14 protein-coding genes are annotated in these 15,393 nt (G+C 65.9%); 2 read left to right on the forward strand and 12 right to left on the reverse strand.

The window, feature by feature from the left end; genetic code table 11:
- Positions 1-39 precede the first annotated feature (39 nt).
- Positions 40-213 (forward strand): hypothetical protein, encoded by a 174-nt coding sequence (locus LJ656_RS21585; protein WP_230511398.1) that lies wholly within the window; start codon positions 40-42, stop codon positions 211-213.
- Positions 214-367: 154 nt separating this feature from the next.
- On the opposite strand, the gene LJ656_RS21590 is transcribed toward LJ656_RS21585, so the two are convergent.
- The 5 genes from LJ656_RS21590 to parS all read right to left on the reverse strand — a co-directional run bounded on the left by LJ656_RS21590 (position 368) and on the right by parS (position 6,405).
- Positions 368-2,596: an AI-2E family transporter gene (locus LJ656_RS21590; protein ID WP_230511400.1), complete on the reverse strand. Its 2,229-nt coding sequence runs from the start codon at positions 2,594-2,596 to the stop codon at positions 368-370.
- Between the two features lie 138 nt (positions 2,597-2,734).
- Complete coding sequence (locus LJ656_RS21595) at positions 2,735-2,911, reverse strand: DUF2934 domain-containing protein (protein WP_230511401.1); 177 nt, start codon at positions 2,909-2,911, stop codon at positions 2,735-2,737.
- 130 nt (positions 2,912-3,041) lie between these two features.
- Positions 3,042-5,258: a glycogen debranching protein GlgX gene (glgX, locus tag LJ656_RS21600; protein ID WP_230511403.1), complete on the reverse strand. Its 2,217-nt coding sequence runs from the start codon at positions 5,256-5,258 to the stop codon at positions 3,042-3,044.
- 230 nt (positions 5,259-5,488) lie between these two features.
- On the reverse strand, positions 5,489-5,944 hold the full coding sequence (locus tag LJ656_RS21605; protein ID WP_230511405.1) for an RES family NAD+ phosphorylase: 456 nt from the start codon (positions 5,942-5,944) through the stop codon (positions 5,489-5,491).
- Positions 5,945-5,964: 20 nt separating this feature from the next.
- The gene (parS, locus tag LJ656_RS21610; protein WP_230511406.1) at positions 5,965-6,405 is read right to left on the reverse strand and encodes a type II RES/Xre toxin-antitoxin system antitoxin; all 441 of its coding nucleotides are present in this window, start codon (positions 6,403-6,405) and stop codon (positions 5,965-5,967) included.
- Positions 6,406-6,661: 256 nt separating this feature from the next.
- Here parS and LJ656_RS21615 point away from each other — a divergent pair, with 256 nt between their 5' ends.
- On the forward strand, positions 6,662-7,108 hold the full coding sequence (locus LJ656_RS21615; protein WP_425605983.1) for a PRC-barrel domain-containing protein: 447 nt from the start codon (positions 6,662-6,664) through the stop codon (positions 7,106-7,108).
- Between the two features lie 162 nt (positions 7,109-7,270).
- On the opposite strand, the gene LJ656_RS21620 is transcribed toward LJ656_RS21615, so the two are convergent.
- The 7 genes from LJ656_RS21620 to LJ656_RS21650 form a co-directional block, all read right to left on the reverse strand.
- Positions 7,271-9,532 carry a xanthine dehydrogenase family protein molybdopterin-binding subunit gene (locus LJ656_RS21620; RefSeq protein ID WP_230511408.1) on the reverse strand — a complete coding sequence of 754 codons (2,262 nt, stop codon included), beginning with the start codon at positions 9,530-9,532 and terminating at the stop codon, positions 7,271-7,273.
- Entirely contained in the window at positions 9,529-10,536 is a 1,008-nt protein-coding gene (locus tag LJ656_RS21625; protein ID WP_230511409.1) for an FAD binding domain-containing protein, read from the reverse strand. Before LJ656_RS21625 ends, LJ656_RS21620 begins: the two co-directional genes overlap by 4 nt.
- The gene (locus LJ656_RS21630) at positions 10,533-11,123 is read right to left on the reverse strand and encodes a (2Fe-2S)-binding protein (protein ID WP_230511410.1); all 591 of its coding nucleotides are present in this window, start codon (positions 11,121-11,123) and stop codon (positions 10,533-10,535) included. Before LJ656_RS21630 ends, LJ656_RS21625 begins: the two co-directional genes overlap by 4 nt.
- A gap of 144 nt (positions 11,124-11,267) precedes the next feature.
- The gene (locus LJ656_RS21635; protein ID WP_230511411.1) at positions 11,268-11,600 is read right to left on the reverse strand and encodes a hypothetical protein; all 333 of its coding nucleotides are present in this window, start codon (positions 11,598-11,600) and stop codon (positions 11,268-11,270) included.
- 48 nt (positions 11,601-11,648) lie between these two features.
- Positions 11,649-12,515, reverse strand: a complete 867-nt coding sequence (locus LJ656_RS21640) for a glucose 1-dehydrogenase (protein ID WP_230511412.1) — start codon at positions 12,513-12,515, stop codon at positions 11,649-11,651.
- 299 nt (positions 12,516-12,814) lie between these two features.
- A complete protein-coding gene (locus tag LJ656_RS21645) occupies positions 12,815-13,276 on the reverse strand; it encodes a response regulator (RefSeq protein ID WP_230511413.1) in 462 nt (153 codons plus the stop codon).
- A gap of 442 nt (positions 13,277-13,718) precedes the next feature.
- Positions 13,719-15,392: an ATP-dependent DNA ligase gene (locus LJ656_RS21650; protein WP_230511414.1), complete on the reverse strand. Its 1,674-nt coding sequence runs from the start codon at positions 15,390-15,392 to the stop codon at positions 13,719-13,721.
- Between the last annotated feature and the right edge of the window lies 1 nt (position 15,393).

Genomic DNA, 15,393 nt, shown 5'->3' on the forward strand with positions numbered 1-15,393 from the left:
ACCTTCACCGTACTTATTCAACCAGGAGGAACCGTTGCCATGACGACCAACAAGGAAACCCATCCGCATTCGGAAAAGAGCGAGAAGCAGATCGACAAACAGGTCGAGGACAGCTTCCCGGCCAGCGATCCGCCTTCGACCGGCGGCACGACCAAAATCGTCCCGGAAGACGACCAGAAGAAAACCGGTAAGGACAAGCCCGCCGGCAGCTAGAGATGCGGCCTGGCCGCGTGCGATGAGTGCCCGGCCCTGCTGTACCCGGTCGCTATGCCCGCCCCGCTTTGCCCGGCCCCGCGGCTCCGACTGAAGCCGTCGCCGGGCGGCTGACGCGGGAGCCGGGCATGCGCGTGATTCTCCGCATCGAGAGTTAGCCGTCCTCGAACTGAGGCTCCGCCAACGCGGTGCGCTCGGCATCGATGCGCCGGCACGCGGCCAGCATCTCCCGCAAGGAAGTCGCATAGCATTGCGCTTGCACCTCTCGTTGCATGTCGCCTTGCATGTCGCCTCGAATCTCGCCTTGCATGTCGGCGCTCCATTGCCGCGAGTCCTCCGGCGTCCACAGGCCGACCACCACCGGCACGTTCGGCAGCCGCGCGCGAATCCGCCTGACCAGATAGCGCAGATGCGACGGGAGCCCGTCGATCTCCAGATAGAGGATGCAAACGATCCCGATATCGGCGGCATCGAGCGAGTCGATCGACGCGCGCGACACCGCCTCGTGCGGCACTGCGCGGGCGCTGAAGCCGTGCTTGCCGAGCAGTTGCAGCAGGATGCTCAACGCGAGCGCATCGAGCGGCCCGCGCCCGGGCAGGCAGAGCACGCGGCTGCGGGCCGCGTGCGATGCAAGCGGCGCACCGGCCGCGGTTGCTGCGCCCGATGCATTGATGCTCGACCCGGTGGCGGCATCGGCCGCCGCGGCTGCGTCGATCGGGTTCGACGTATCGGCCGCGCCGCCCGCGCGCCGCGCCGGCTCCCACGCCGACGGTTGCTCGGCGCTATGCGCGGGGCTGAACGCCTCGCTTAGCGGCGCGCTCGCAGTGCTCGCAGTGCTCATTGCGCGCGCGCTCCGAGGTATTGCCTCTGGGCTATCCGCCGGTGCGACCGGCCGAGCCGCAAGCCCGTTGTCGTGACTCGCCAGCGGCGCCGGCTCGCGATCGTCATAGCTGTCGAGCGCGTCGACCAGATCGTTGGTGGTCGCCTCGATGCGCGCGAGTTGCGCCCTGGTGACGCTGCCGCGCAGCACGTCGATGGTCGCCAGTTGCAGCCCTTTGATCGCGACTTCGTCGTAATAGGCGGACAGCGAACGCTCGCGCAGCAGCAGCTCGGCCTGGCCGAGCGCTTCGTCCGGGTCGCCGGCGAGCGCGCGTTGATAGAAATTTTCGACCGGCGTCAGCGCCGGCTGATCGCCGAGCAGCACGTCGAAGAATTCGAGGCGGCGCACGTTGCGGCCGAGCACCAGCAGACACAACGTGAGCGGGGTCGACAAAATCAGCCCGATCGGCCCCCAGATCCAGCTCCAGAAGATCGCCGCGACCACCACCGAAAACGGCGACAGCCCGGTGCTGCGCCCGTACAGCAGCGGCTCGAGCACCTGCCCGACCAGCCCTTCGACGACCACGAACAGCGCCAGCGTCCAGATCGCCATCGCCCAGCCGGGGCTCACCGCGGCCGCCAGCGCGGCCGGCAGCAGCGCCGCGATCCAGATGCCGACATACGGCACCAGCCGCAGCAGCGCGGCGAGGATCCCCCACAGAATCGGACTGGGCACGCCGATCAGGAATAGCCCGGCGCCGATCACGACGCCGACCCCGGCGTTCACGCCGAGCTGCGACACGAAATAGCGGCTCAGCCGGCGCGCGGTTTCGTCCATCACCGTAGTCGTGCGATGCAGGTCGCGCGAGCCGAACAGCCGGATCGCGCGATCGCGCAAATCGTCGCGTTGCAGCAGGATCACGATCGTCACGACGAACACGATGAACGCGGTTTCGAGCGGACTGATCGCCGGCGACAACACCCGCCGCGCGAGTTCGAACGGCGTCGGCACCGGCTCGCGCACCTCGACCGGCACCGCGGCCGCCGCGTGCGAACTCGCGGCCGCCGCCGGCGTGCCCGGCGGACCCCGGGTGGCGTTGGCCGTCGCGTCGGGCTGCGGCGGCTCGACGGTCGCGCGTTGCAGCGCCTGGCCCGCCGCGCTCGCAAAGCGGTTCAGTTTGCCGATGGTCTGGCTCTGCACGGTCTCGATCTTGTGTTCGATCGTGCGCTGATAGCGCGGCATGCCGGCCGCGAGTTCGCTCAACTGCGTGGCGATCAACGCGCCGAGCAGCGCGATCACCGACACCGAGATCAGCACCGCCGCGAACACCGACGCGACGTGGCCGAGTTTGAGCCGCGCCAACTTATCGACGAGCGGCGCGACCAGAAAGCTGAGCAGGATCGCCAGCGTGATCGGGATCAGCACCGCGCTCGCGAAGTACAGACAGGTGACCGTCAGCGCGCCGACCGCGAGCGCGACGAGGCCGTCGATACCGAATGGGGCCGAGGCCGCCTGGATGCGCGCGGCGGGCCTCGTGCCGCGCGTCTCGGGATGGTCTTTCATGGATGAGGGGGAGCGGGCCAACGCGGGCGAATTCGCATGCGATTCCCAGGCAAATTCCGGACAAAAAGCGGGTAAGCGGGTCGCGCCGGGTGGGCGCGCGCCGCGGGTTTCCGGTGCTTCGCAAGCGTCGCGCGACGCTTACTTCATCGTGTCGCCCGATACCGGTCCGCTTTCGACCGGCGGCGCCTCCTTCTCGATCTCGCTGCGCGCCTGCTCCCAATACTGCTCGGGCGTGCCCTTCGGTTCGTCCGCCTGTTGCCACAGGTAATACGCGCGAGTGCGGATCTGTTCTTCGACGTTCGGTTCCTGTTCCATTTGCTCACCCCTGCCTGGCTATACGCGGGTACGCCGCGCGGTCGCGAAACGGGCCGCGCGGGCGCAGCGTTATGGACAGCGAAGCAACCGTTGTTCCTGGGCGCGCGAGTGGCGCGACGCGTCGATGCACTTATGAACCGGCAGGCGTTTCCCCTTCGTCGGAGGTCAGCTGTTCTTCGAGCCGGTCGAACACACGCTGCGTCGCGCGGCTCGGCGCTTCGAGCGCGAACAGCAGCAGCGAGCGGCCTGTCACCTGATACTCGTCGCCGGCGCTAAATTGCGGCAACTCGGCGCGCACCGGCATGTTGGTATCGACGAGGCAGGTCCACACCTCGCCCTCGGGAACCTCGGGCAGCGTGAAGTTGACCACGTCGTGATGCGCGTTCAGCACCAGCAGCAGCGTCGCGTCCGACGCGAGTCGGCGAATCCCGCTCGCCTGCGCGCGGCCGTCGATCACGAGGCCGAAACAGCGCATCGCCGGATCGTCCCACTGCTCGCCAGTGATGTCGCTGCCGTCCGGCGACAGCCAGCGGGCGTCGGTCACGTCGAGCGTTTCGTTGTATTCGCCGGTCAGGAAGCGGCCGCGCCGCAGCACCGGCAACCGATGCCGCAGCGTGGTCAGATTGCGCACGAACTCGGTCAGCGCGCGGTCGTCGTCGTCGATCGCGTCCCAGTCGACCCAGCTGATCTCGTTGTCCTGGCAGTACGCGTTGTTGTTGCCCCGCTGGGTGCGGCCGAATTCGTCGCCGGCCAGCAGCATCGGCGTGCCCTGCGAGAGCAGCAGCGTCGCGAGCAGATTGCGTTTCTGGCGCTCGCGCTGCTGGCGAATGTCGGGGTCGTCGGTCGGGCCTTCGACGCCCATGTTCCACGACTTGTTGTCGGAGTGACCGTCGCGATTGTCCTCGCCGTTCGCTTCGTTGTGCTTCTCGTTGTACGAGACCAGATCGTTCAGCGTAAAGCCGTCGTGCGCGGCGATGAAGTTCACGCTGGCCCACGGGCGCCGGCCGCGATGATTGAATTTGTCGCCCGAGGCGGTGAGCCGCGTCGCCAGATCGGCGACCTTGCCTTCGTCGCCCTTCCAGAACTCGCGCACGGTGTCGCGAAAGCGGTCGTTCCATTCGGCCCAGCCGGGCGGAAAACCGCCCACCTGGTAGCCGCCCGGACCGCAGTCCCACGGCTCGGCGATCAGGCGCACGCTGCTGAGCACCGGGTCCTGGCGGCAGCTGTCGAGAAAACCGCCGCCCTCGTCGAAGCCGTGATCCTCGCGGCCGAGGATCGTCGCCAGATCGAAACGGAAGCCGTCCACCTTCATCTCGGTGACCCAGTAGCGCAGGCTGTCGGTGACCATCTGCAGCACGCGCGGATGCGACAGGTTCAGCGTATTGCCGGTGCCGGTGTCGTTGATGTAGTAGCGCGGCTCGTCGGGCATCAGGCGGTAGTACGACGCGTTGTCGATGCCCTTGAACGAGATCGTCGGGCCGCGCTCGTTGCCCTCGGCGGTGTGGTTGTAGACGACGTCGAGAATCACTTCGAGGTCGGCCTGATGGAAGCGGTCGACCATCTCCTTGAACTCGCCGACCGAATCCTGCGCCGACGCGAAAAAGCGCGGATCGGCCGCGAAAAAGCCGATCGTGTTGTAACCCCAGTAGTTCGTCAGACCTTTGTCGAGCAGATAGCTGTCGTTCACGAAGGTCTGGATCGGCAGCAGTTCGACCGACGTCACACCGAGACTGCGGATGTAGTCGAGCACCGGCTTCTGGCCGAGCCCCGCGAAGGTGCCGCGCAGGCGCTCCGGTACCTGCGGATGGCGTTTCGTGAAGCCGCGCACGTGGGTTTCGTAGAGGATCACGCGGTCCCACGGCAGCGCGTTGCGCTCCGGGTGGGTCCACGAGAAGTTCGCGTCAACCACCTTGCACTTCGGCACGAAGGCGGCGCTGTCGCGTTCGTCGAACGACAGGTCGCCTTCTTCCGAATCGAGCGTGTAGCCGAAGATTTCCGGCGCCCATTTCAATTCGCCGATATGCGCCTTCGCGTACGGATCGAGCAGCAACTTGTTCGGATTGAAGCGGTGGCCGTTGAGCGGTTCGTACGGGCCGTGCACGCGGTAGCCGTAGACCGCGCCCGGTTTCAGATTCGGCACGAACACGTGCCAGACCTCGTCGGTGTATTCGGGCAGTTCGATGCGTTCGATCTCGTGCTGACCGGTCTCGTCGAACAGACACAGTTCGACCTTGGTCGCGTGCGCGGAAAACAGCGCGAAATTGACGCCGATGCCGTTCCATGTCGCGCCGAGCGGAAAAGGCGTGCCTTCGGAAATGCGCGTCGCGTAGCTGGTTTGGGATGACATAGAGGGTCCTGTGGCGGCAAAAGGCGCGTGGCTGCGAGTGGGTGTTTTCCAGTGTAGGCAGTCCCGGGCGGCGCTGTGCGATGCCGCGCGCAGCCTGGGGGAGCCGGGTTGGGTAGCAAGTGGCGGGCCTGGGGGGCGGCCGGAGATGAAGCGGGAGGAAGTTGGGCGCTGCGGCTACGAACCGCGAATTCGATTTGCGACGGGGTTGCGCGTTGCGCCGGAAAGTTTCGTCACGCCCCCTTTGTCACCGAGCGGCGCAGCAACCGCGGATCGGTCAGCCATTCGTCGCGCGTCCCCGGCGTGATCAGCGCGAAATCCGGATGATTGGGATTGAGCAGGTAATTGGTTTCCGCAGGGACGACCGCGCTGGGCACCGCCAGAACGGCGCTGCTCCGCTTCTGCGCCCACGCCGCTCCAACCTGTTGCAATTCGGTTCGCGCAGTGAGATCGCGCCAGTCGCGAGGCAAGCTGGCCGGGTCGACGCGTTCTACGATTTCTTCGGGGATGTGGGCCGGGATCATCAGATAGCGCGCTCGCAGCGGCGCATCCTGCACCAGCATTTCCAGCAATGCGAGCGATTGCGTCTGCGCGGTGTACACCATCGCAATACCTTTCGGGTTCCACCGGCCGCCGTACAGACGTGCGCCCTCCCCTGAAAAAGCGCTATCCGCATAGCGTTCGGTCACGACCCGCCAAGCCGTCAACATCATGCGAACACGCCATGCTCGATACGTCCCAGCGTATCCATCACGCTTTCGGTACCGATGTCAGTATCGATCAAGCTCAGCGGCGTGGCGTCCGCGAGGGCACCCACTGGCGTCTTGAGCCACGCGAGGGCCGCGCCGAGATCTTCGAACACTTCGGCGGCGCGCGCGACAACCCGTGCGAGGCGCAGCAGCTTGGCCGACTCTTCGCGACTGAGCACGCCCTCCCGCTTGCGACGCGCGAGGGTGCGCTCGGGAATGTCGAGCGCCTGCGCCAGTTCTGCCTGCGACAGTCCGATCGATTTGAGCATTGCGTCGAGAGCCCGCGACGAGATGCCGTGCCGGACCACATCGACCCATTCGAGCCCGGAGCGCGGTGGATGCGGCAACACAGCGCGGCCGCCCAACAGCGAATCCGGAGAGATTTTCTCGATGACGTTCACGGTTTTACCTCCTGCCATTTGGCATTTAGTTTATACCAAATTGGCAGTGAGCGTAATTGATAGCTCGGGCCGCGTTCTGCCCTTCCTATCCACGCTATCGGGGCAAAGGCCGGGGCGCGACGGTCGCAGGAAAACCCGCGGCACGCAATTTGCAGCTAAGGAGCCAAGCGGGCGCGTTCGGTTCTTGTCGTAACCGTCCGCGCAGCCCACCGCAACCATGACCGGCGCAACCACTACAACAGGGAGAAAAAACATCATGCGCAACATGCAAACAGCACCCCACGCCAAACCGCGGACCACGCTGTCCAGCACCGCCGCGGCGTTGCTTGCCGCCGTCACGCTAAGCTCCGCGCTCAGCGTCTGCGGCAACGCGTTCGCGCAAGGCGCGCCGCAGGCGATCACCGAGCGGCGCATCGACGTCGTGCAGCTCGGCAGCGGCTATCGCGCGTCGAAGCTGACCGGCGCGGACGTGTACAACCGCAACAAGGACAACATCGGCACGCTCGACGATCTGATCGTGTCGCCCGGTTCGGATCACGGCACGTACGCGATTCTGTCGGTCGGCGGTTTCCTCGGCATGGGCAAGCACCTAGTGGCCGTCCCGTTCAACGATCTGCAGATCAACGATCGCCGCATTGTTTTACCGGACGCCACGAAGAAGTCGCTCGAAGCATTGCCGGAATTCAAATACGCGCCGAGTTGAGTATTGCGGCTTGAGGCCGCCACGCGAGCGCATGGCGGCCTCAACGCATCACGGCCATGCAGCACTGCCGCATGACCGCGTGGCCGCGTTCCAGCATTGCAACGTCAATGCATTCGACGCGGCCTTCCCCATGCTCTGCGCCCGATGCTCTGAGCCGCACAATCAACCGAGCAGCTTATCCGGCGTAATCGGCAGATCGCGGATGCGTTTGCCGGTCGCATGCCAGATTGCGTTGCACACCGCCGCGGCCACGCCCACCACGCCGATTTCGCCTACGCCCTTCACTCCGAGCGGATTGACGATGTCATCGCGCTCATCGACGAACAGCACGTCGATCGCATCGATATCGGCGTTCACCGGTACGTGGTACTCCGAAAGATTGTGGTTCATCTGCCGGCCCAGTGCGTGATCGAACTGGCCGTGTTCGTGCAGCGCCATGCTGATCCCCCACACGACGCCGCCGGCAATCTGGTTGCCGGCCGTTTTGGGGTTGATGATGCGCCCCGCCGCGATCGCGCTGACCACCCGCGTGACCCGCACGATGCCGAGCGCATCATCGACGCGCACTTCGACGAATACCGCCGAATGCGTGCCCATCGAATACGCCTGCTGTTTTTCATGCGGCTTCACGCTGACCTGCTCTTCGAGTTCGCTAACACCTGCGCGCTCCAGTAACGCACCGATTGCGATCGAATCGTCCGCGCCCTTGCCGCATATGAGTCTGTCGCCGTCGCGTCGAATATCGTCATGCCCCGCGGCCGCAAAGCCGACGCCGCCATATTCGCGCGCAAGTTCGATCAGCCGGTTATGCAAGCGCGTGCAGACCGCATCGACCGCGCTGCCGACCGACGACACCGTCCACGAGCCGCCCTCGATCGGCGCTTTCGGCAAACGCGTATCGCCGAGTTCGAAGCTCACATCGGCGAGCGGCACGCCGAGCGCATCGGCGGCGATCTGCGTCATCGCGGTGTAGGTGCCGGTGCCGATATCGGCGGTCGAACTCGACACCTTCACGTGACCGTCGCGGCTCAGCACCGCGCGCGCGGCTGCTTCGTTCTGCATTGCGTCCCACGCACCGGTCGCCATCCCCCAACCGATCCATTCGTTGCCTTCGCGACGCGCGCGCGGTTCGAGCGGACGGCTCGCCCAGCCGAAGCGCGCGGCGCCCTCGCGATAGCATTCGCGCAGCGCCTTGCTCGAAAACGGTAGATTCTTGTTCGCGTCGCGCTCCGCATAATTGATCAGTCGCAAATCGAGCGGATCGATATGGAGCGCGGCGGCCAGTTCGTCCATCGCGACTTCGAGCGGGAACAAGCCCTGGGTCGCGCCCGGCGCGCGCATGTCGGCCGGCGTCGGCACATCGAGCTTCGCGACCTTGTAGCCCATCGAAACGTTATCGCAGCGGTACAACTGCCCGGCCCAATTGACCACCACGTCGCAGTAGTCCTCGTACCGCGAGGTCTCCGAGACCGCCTCGTGAATCACCGCTTGCAGACGGCCATCGGCCGACGCACCGAGCGCGACCCGCTGCACCGATTGCGGACGGTGCGCGAAGGTGAACATCTGCTGGCGCGTCAAGCTCACGCGCACCGCGCGCTTCAATTCGCGCGCGGCCATCACCGCGAGCGCGAGATGATATTGCGGCCGCAATCCCGAGCCGAATGCGCCGCCGGCGAACGGCGAAATAACCTGCACTTCATCGTCGCGCAGACCGAACACGCGCGTCAGATAACTTTTCGTATTGACGACGCCCTGGGTCTTTTCATAGACGGTCAGGTGGCCGTGCGCGTCGGGCACCACGGTGCAGCCGTGCATTTCCATCGGGTTGTGATATTGCGCGGGCGTGCTGTAGAACGCATCGACGCGCGCCGCAGCGACAGCCAGCGCGCGACGCGGGTCGCCGCGCTCGGGCGGCGGCGGATCGAAGCCGCCCTTTTCGGTGGAGGGCAGCGCCGCACTCATCAACATCGCGTCGAAATCGGTCTGGTGCGGCGCGGCCTCGTATTGCACGCGCACCAGCGACGCCGCATGGCGCGCGAGTTCGAGCGACTCGGCGACCACCAGCGCGACCGGCTGGCCGCTATACCAGACACGCTCGTCCCACAACGGCCTGAAGGGCGTGCCGCCGGGCGCGATCTGATCCTTGAAGACGGCGGGGTCCGTCGGCAACTCCGGGCGCCTGCGATGCGTCAGCACCAGCAGCACGCCGCGCAGCGCGTCGGCGGCCGACGTGTCGATCGACACGATCCGCCCGTTCGCAATCGTCGCCGATACGACAAATCCGTATACGAGGCCATCGGCCGCGAAGTCGGCCGCGTAACGCGCGGCGCCGGTCACTTTCAGGCGGCCATCGACACGCGAATGCGGCACGCCGGTCGTGCGCGGGGATGTCCCCTGCGGCGGCGGAATTTCAGCACGGTTCATCGCGCGGCCTCCTCGAACGAACGTTGTGTGGCCTCGCCGAACGCGCGCACGATCACATGCGCGGCGAGTTCGATCTTGAACGCGTTGTCGCGCCGCGCGCGGGCGCCACGCAGCAGCGCGGCCGCGAAATCGCCGACGTTCTGCGCGGTGAGCGGCTGACCGCGCAATTGCGCTTCGGCCGCCGGATCGCGCCACGGTTTGTGCGCGACGCCGCCAAGCGCGCAGCGCGCGTCGACCACACGACCGGCATCATCGAGCTCGACACCGACGGCCGCCGACACCAGCGCGAACGCATACGACGCGCGATCGCGCACCTTCAGATACGCGTGATGCGCGGCAAAGCCTTGCGACGGCAATTCGATCGCGGTGACGAGTTCATCGGCGCGCAGATTGGTATCGATCTGCGGCGTGTCGCCGGGTAGCCGGTGAAACTGCTCGAACGGCAGCGTGCGTGCGCCGTCCGGGCCGAGCAGATGAACTGTCGCGCCGAGCGCCGCGAGCGCTACGCACATATCCGACGGATGCACGGCGATGCAGTGTTCGCTGGCACCGAGAATCGCGTGATTGCGGTTCAGCCCGTTCAGCGCCGGACAACCGCTGCCGGGTTCGCGCTTGTTGCACGGCGTGCCGGCATCGTAGAAGTAATAACAACGCGTGCGTTGCAGCAGATTGCCGCCGACCGTCGCGACGTTGCGAATCTGCGCGGACGCGCCGGCGAGAATCGCCTTGGCGAGCAGCGGGTAACGCGCGGTGACTGCCGGGTCATAGGCGAGCGCGCTATTGGTCACGAGCGCGCCGATTTTCAGGCCGCCGTCCGCGGCCGCGTCGATACTTTTGAGCGGCAACCGGTTGATATCGACCAGCACGGCGGGGCGCGCGACGTCCTCGCGCATCAGATCGACCAGATTGGTGCCGCCCGCGATAAACGCGGCCCTGGGATTCGCGCGGTGCCGCGCGAGCGCGTCCTGCAATGCATCCGCGCGCGCATACGAGAAGCGGTTCATGGCCGCCCTCCCGAGGGGTCGACGCCCGCGGTGCGCTGCTCGTCCCGCACCGGGCGCGTATCGTCGAAACCGGCGACCTCGACGATCGCCGCGACGATGTTCGTATATGCGCCGCAACGGCACAGGTTGCCGCTCATCTGCTCGCGCACGTCGTCCGCGCATTGCACGTGAGCTTCTTCGAGCATGCCGAGCGCCGAGCAGATCTGCCCCGGCGTGCAGTAGCCGCACTGAAACGCATCGTGATCGATAAAGGCCTGTTGCAGCGGATGCAGTGTCGCGCCGCTCGCCAGCCCCTCGATCGTCGTGATCGACGCGCCGTCGTACACCACCGCGAGCGCGAGACAGGTGTTGATTCGCTGGCCATCGACGAGCGCGGTGCACGCGCCGCATTGACCGTGATCGCAGCCCTTCTTCGTGCCGCTCAGTTGCGCATGTTCGCGCAGCAGATCGAGCAACGTGGTCCACGCTTCTACGTCGAAGCGCCGCGTCTCGCCGTTGATCTCGAAGGTCAGCGCATGGGTCGCCGGGGCGCGGTCAGGCTGCGCGGGCGCCGGGGCCGGCGCGGCTTGAGCATCTGAAGTCAGCATCGTAGGTCCTCCTTATCATCGGGCGCGCGGCCGCAAGCCGGCCACGCGAGGACACGCAAACGCGACGGCGGCGCGCAAGCGCCGTGCCGCGGTATCGCCAAACGGCTCGCGGGCGGTCAGCGGCGGCCCGCCGCCACGTTGCATTTACTGACCAGCCCCGCCCGCGGGCGCGGACGACGCGCCCTTCATGCGCTTGTGGCTGGGCGTCGCCTGTTGCTTCGTGGTGCGGCCGTTGCCGCCGCCGGCGACGCCGTTGGTCGCGCCGCTGCCCTCGCCGATCGCACCGTTCGCATTGTTCGCGCCGGTCGAATCCGGCGTGCGCGATTCTTCGAGACTGGCGCCGCCTTTCGCGCCGGCCTGGCCGCCTTGGGTGGCCGGGCTCGAGCCGGTCTGCGCGTGCGCGCCCGGCGCGAAACCGAAAGCACAGCAGCCGCAGACCAGAGCCGCAACGAGTTTGATGGGCAGATCGATCTTCATGGCACTCTCCCTGATCGTGTTGTAAGACATCGGCTTCGGTTCGCTAACCTAAATAATCGGTGCGCCGCCGGTCACCGCAATTGTCGCGCCCGAGATATAGCTGGCCTCGTCGGACGCGAGCATCACGTACGCGGCGGCCAGTTCCGCCGGCTGCCCGGGGCGCTTCATCGGCACCTGCGAGCCGAAGTTCTCGACCTTGTCGGGCCCCATCGTCGATGGAATCAGCGGCGTCCAGATCGGTCCCGGCGCCACGCAGTTCGCGCGAATGCCCTTTTCCGCAAGCAGTTGCGCGAGCCCGCCGGTGAAATTCTGGATCGCGCCCTTGGTGGTCGCGTACGCGATCAGCCCGGGGTTCGGCTTGTCGGCATTGATCGACGAGGTATTGATGATCGAACCGCCCGGTTTCATATGGCGCACGGCCGCGCGCGTGATCCGGAACATCGCGCCGATGTTGGTATCGAAGGTCTTGTCCCATTCGTCGTCGCTGATCGCATCGAGCGACGGGTAGCTCATCTGGTACGCGGCATTGTTGACCAGCACGTCGAGCCGGCCGAACGCGTCCATTGCCTTGTCGACGATCGCATTGCAGTGCTGGCGGTCGCAAATGTCGCCGGGCATCAGCACCGCCTTGCGGCCCGCGTCCTCGACCCAGCGCGCGGTCTCGCGCGCATCGTCGTCCTCGTTCAGATAGGCGATCAGCACGTCCGCGCCTTCGCGCGCGAACGCAATGGCGACCGCGCGGCCGATGCCGCTGTCGCCGCCGGTGACGATCGCCGCCTTGCCGGCAAGACGCCCCGAACCCTGGTAGGTTTTTTCGCCGTGATCGGGCTGCGGATTCATCGCGGCCGTGCGGCCCGGTGTCTGCTCCTGCTGCTGTTGCGCAAAGGGTGGGGATGGACGTGGCGCGTCGCTCATAACAGCTCTCCTGGTTGCGAATGAACGTGAGTGGCGGTAAGCGGCGCGCGCGAACGCGCCGCGTTACGAGCTGTTCAGCAACTGGTGGACCCGCGTGGGAAGCCGCGTGGTAAGCCGCGTGGGAAGCCCCATTACGCGGCAATAGATGACAGCGGTGTGACGTCAAGCTGACCGCAACCTGACGTTGCGTTGGCATCGACGTGAAGTCGACTGGGCGCAGGAAATTCGCCGCGAAAAGTATCCACTAAGAATGTGGTTCAAAAGCGCCGGCAGCGCCGGGAGAGCACCCGGCACCCCCGCTATGGCGGCCCCGCCGCATGCAACGCCGCCGCCGATTCGAGCACGCGCAACAGCCGCTCCGGCGTCAACGGCTTCGCGCAGTGCGCGTCGAAACCCGCGGCCTTCGCCAGCGTGCGGTCATCGCGCGATGCAAACGCGGTGCAGGCGACCAGCAACATGTGGGAAGTTTGCGGATGCGCGCGCAGCCGCCGCGCGAGTTCGAGACCGTCGAGGCCCGGCATCTTGATGTCGAGCACCACCGCGAACGGCTGCCAGTCGCGCGCGATGTCGCACACAGCGAACGGATCTTCGAGCGCACGGCATTCGAAGCCGTCGGCCGCGAGCAGCATCTGCAATGCATCGGCTGCCTCGCGGTAATCGTCGACCACCAGCACCCGTCGATGCGCGGCCATCGCATATTGAATCGGCCGCCATACGAGCACGTCGTCGGTACTGTCGACGTTGTCGTTGAACAATGTCATTTTTTCTCGCCCATTTACATTCGCCCCGAAGGGCATCTCGCGCCACGCGCGCAAGATTCGATCCCATTGCGTCTGCCTGACTACGGCAAAACTGCAGTTATTCCCACTGGAAGCCAATTACCCCACGGCCAGTACGGAATCGCCGCATCCAGGCAGGTTAGACCTGAAATACGGAACTCGAATGGCCAGTTCTTCACGGCGTTTGATTGGCGGCGCTTGCGATCCGCTGACGGCGCGGTATCGATCAACGCTCTATCCTCGTGCTGTGCGCCCCATTGATGGGCGTCGCACGATGTCGGTATTGCAACGGACTGAGGGAATGACGCAAGGTAGGCCGCGAGCGCTTTAACAGGCGCGAATCGATCACGCGGTCATAACCAAAGAATAAGCGACGATGCGAAGAAAAAAATGCCCTATATGTTAGGGGTTTGTGCTCTGCGGGTTATCCCGCACGATTATCGATAAATCCTTTCAGCATAGCGAGCGTGTCCGCGTCTTCGATGTGTTTATCGGTGCGCCAGCGCAGCATGCGCGGAAACCGCACCGCGACGCCGGACTTATGGCGCGGACTCGCCTGAATGCCTTCGAAGCCGATCTCGAACACCAGCGTCGGCGTCACGCTGCGCACCGGTCCGAATTTATCGACGGTGGTCTTGCGCACCACTGCATCGACCCGGCGCATCTCTTCATCGGTAAGTCCTGAATAAGCCTTCGCGAAAGGCACCAACGTGCGCACGCCATCGGCTTCGTCCCACACTGCGAACGTGAAGTCCGTATAAAGACTCGCGCGGCGGCCGTGACCGCGTTGCGCATAAATAAGTACTGCGTCTACCGCATAAGGCTCGATCTTCCATTTCCACCAGGTGCCCGACGCCTTGGTGCGGCCGACGCCATACATCGAGGCGCGCTCTTTCAGCATCAGACCTTCGACACCGCGCGCGCGACTTTCGTCGCGCAACGCCGCGAGCGCCGGCCAGTTATCACCAGCGACGCGCGGCGACACGCGCAACAAGCCGCGCGCGAGCGTGCCGTCGATCGCACCGGCGAGCGCCTCAAGGCGCGCGCGCCGTTCGGCCAGCGGCGTCATCCGCAAGTCGTGACCGTCCGCTTCGAGCAGATCGTAAGCCAGCAGCGCGGCCGGCGAGTCGGCGAGGATCTTGCGCGTCAGCGTCTTGCGCGCGATGCGCGGTTGCAGCCGCGCAAACGGCAACGGCGCGGCCGCGCCCGGCTCCCACGCGAGAATTTCGCCGTCGATCACGCAGCCGTCGGGCAACGCGTCGCCGAGCGCGGCGACCTCCGGAAAACGCTCGGTGATCAGATCCTCGCCGCGCGACCACAACCACACGCGCCCGCCGCGTTTGACGAGCTGCGCGCGAATGCCGTCCCACTTCCATTCGATCAGCCAGTGCGCGGGATCGCCGAGCGTGTCCGGCTCGGCCTGCAACGGATGCGCGAGAAAGAACGGATACGGCAGGCCCAGATCGCTGTCGGCTCGAGACTCGCCCGGCTGCCCGGCGTCATCGTCGAGCGGTGCGATCAAACGCAGATAGCGCGCCGCGTCGGGCTTCTGTTGCGAGTCGGTCCAGCCGACCATCCGCTGCGCGATCCGCTTGTGATCGACGCCCGCGACTTCGGCCAGCGCTCTGACCACCAGTTGCCGCGCGACGCCGACCCGGAACCCGCCGCCGATCAGCTTGGTCAGCAGAAAGCGGCCGCTCCAGTCGAGTTCGTCCCAGTAGCCGAGGAGCCGCGTGCGCAATTCATCGGGCGGCAGGCCGCGCAAGGTCAGCATGCGTTGCTCGATCCATTGCGTCAGACCCAGCTCGGAGCTGCGCTGCGCGGGCGGCAAAATATGCGCGATGGTCTCCGCGAGATCGCCGACCGCGTGATACGACTCTTCGAACAACCACTCAGGCAAGCCCGCGCGTTCGCGCGCGATCTCGCTGAGCAGGCGCGTGGGCACCAGTTGACGCGGCTTGCCGCCGGCGAGGAAATACGCGGCCCACGCGGCGTCTTCCGGTTCGGCCACCGAGAAGTAACTGGTCAGCGCGGCGAGCTTGTCGTGGGTCGAGGTGGTCGCGTCGAGCGCCGTGTAGAGAGCGGCGAAGCGTTTCATC

The sequence above is a fragment of the Paraburkholderia sejongensis genome, from assembly GCF_020880815.1.
In the GTDB taxonomy this organism is placed as follows: Bacteria; Pseudomonadota; Gammaproteobacteria; order Burkholderiales; family Burkholderiaceae; genus Paraburkholderia; species Paraburkholderia sejongensis.

Excerpts from the sequence above, each read along its gene's own strand:
- LJ656_RS21595 (WP_230511401.1), bottom strand. The coding sequence starts at position 2,911 with ATGGAACAGGAACCGAACGTCGAAGAACAGATCCGCACTCGCGCGTAT.
- LJ656_RS21630 (WP_230511410.1), bottom strand. The coding sequence starts at position 11,123 with ATGCTGACTTCAGATGCTCAAGCCGCGCCGGCCCCGGCGCCCGCGCAG.
- glgX (WP_230511403.1), bottom strand. The coding sequence starts at position 5,258 with ATGTCATCCCAAACCAGCTACGCGACGCGCATTTCCGAAGGCACGCCT.
- LJ656_RS21585 (WP_230511398.1), top strand. The coding sequence starts at position 40 with ATGACGACCAACAAGGAAACCCATCCGCATTCGGAAAAGAGCGAGAAG.
- LJ656_RS21635 (WP_230511411.1), bottom strand. The coding sequence starts at position 11,600 with ATGAAGATCGATCTGCCCATCAAACTCGTTGCGGCTCTGGTCTGCGGC.
- LJ656_RS21640 (WP_230511412.1), bottom strand. The coding sequence starts at position 12,515 with ATGAGCGACGCGCCACGTCCATCCCCACCCTTTGCGCAACAGCAGCAG.
- LJ656_RS21645 (WP_230511413.1), bottom strand. The coding sequence starts at position 13,276 with ATGACATTGTTCAACGACAACGTCGACAGTACCGACGACGTGCTCGTA.
- LJ656_RS21650 (WP_230511414.1), bottom strand. The coding sequence starts at position 15,392 with ATGAAACGCTTCGCCGCTCTCTACACGGCGCTCGACGCGACCACCTCG.
- LJ656_RS21615 (WP_425605983.1), top strand. The coding sequence starts at position 6,662 with ATGCGCAACATGCAAACAGCACCCCACGCCAAACCGCGGACCACGCTG.
- LJ656_RS21590 (WP_230511400.1), bottom strand. The coding sequence starts at position 2,596 with ATGAAAGACCATCCCGAGACGCGCGGCACGAGGCCCGCCGCGCGCATC.
- LJ656_RS21620 (WP_230511408.1), bottom strand. The coding sequence starts at position 9,532 with ATGAACCGTGCTGAAATTCCGCCGCCGCAGGGGACATCCCCGCGCACG.
- LJ656_RS21625 (WP_230511409.1), bottom strand. The coding sequence starts at position 10,536 with ATGAACCGCTTCTCGTATGCGCGCGCGGATGCATTGCAGGACGCGCTC.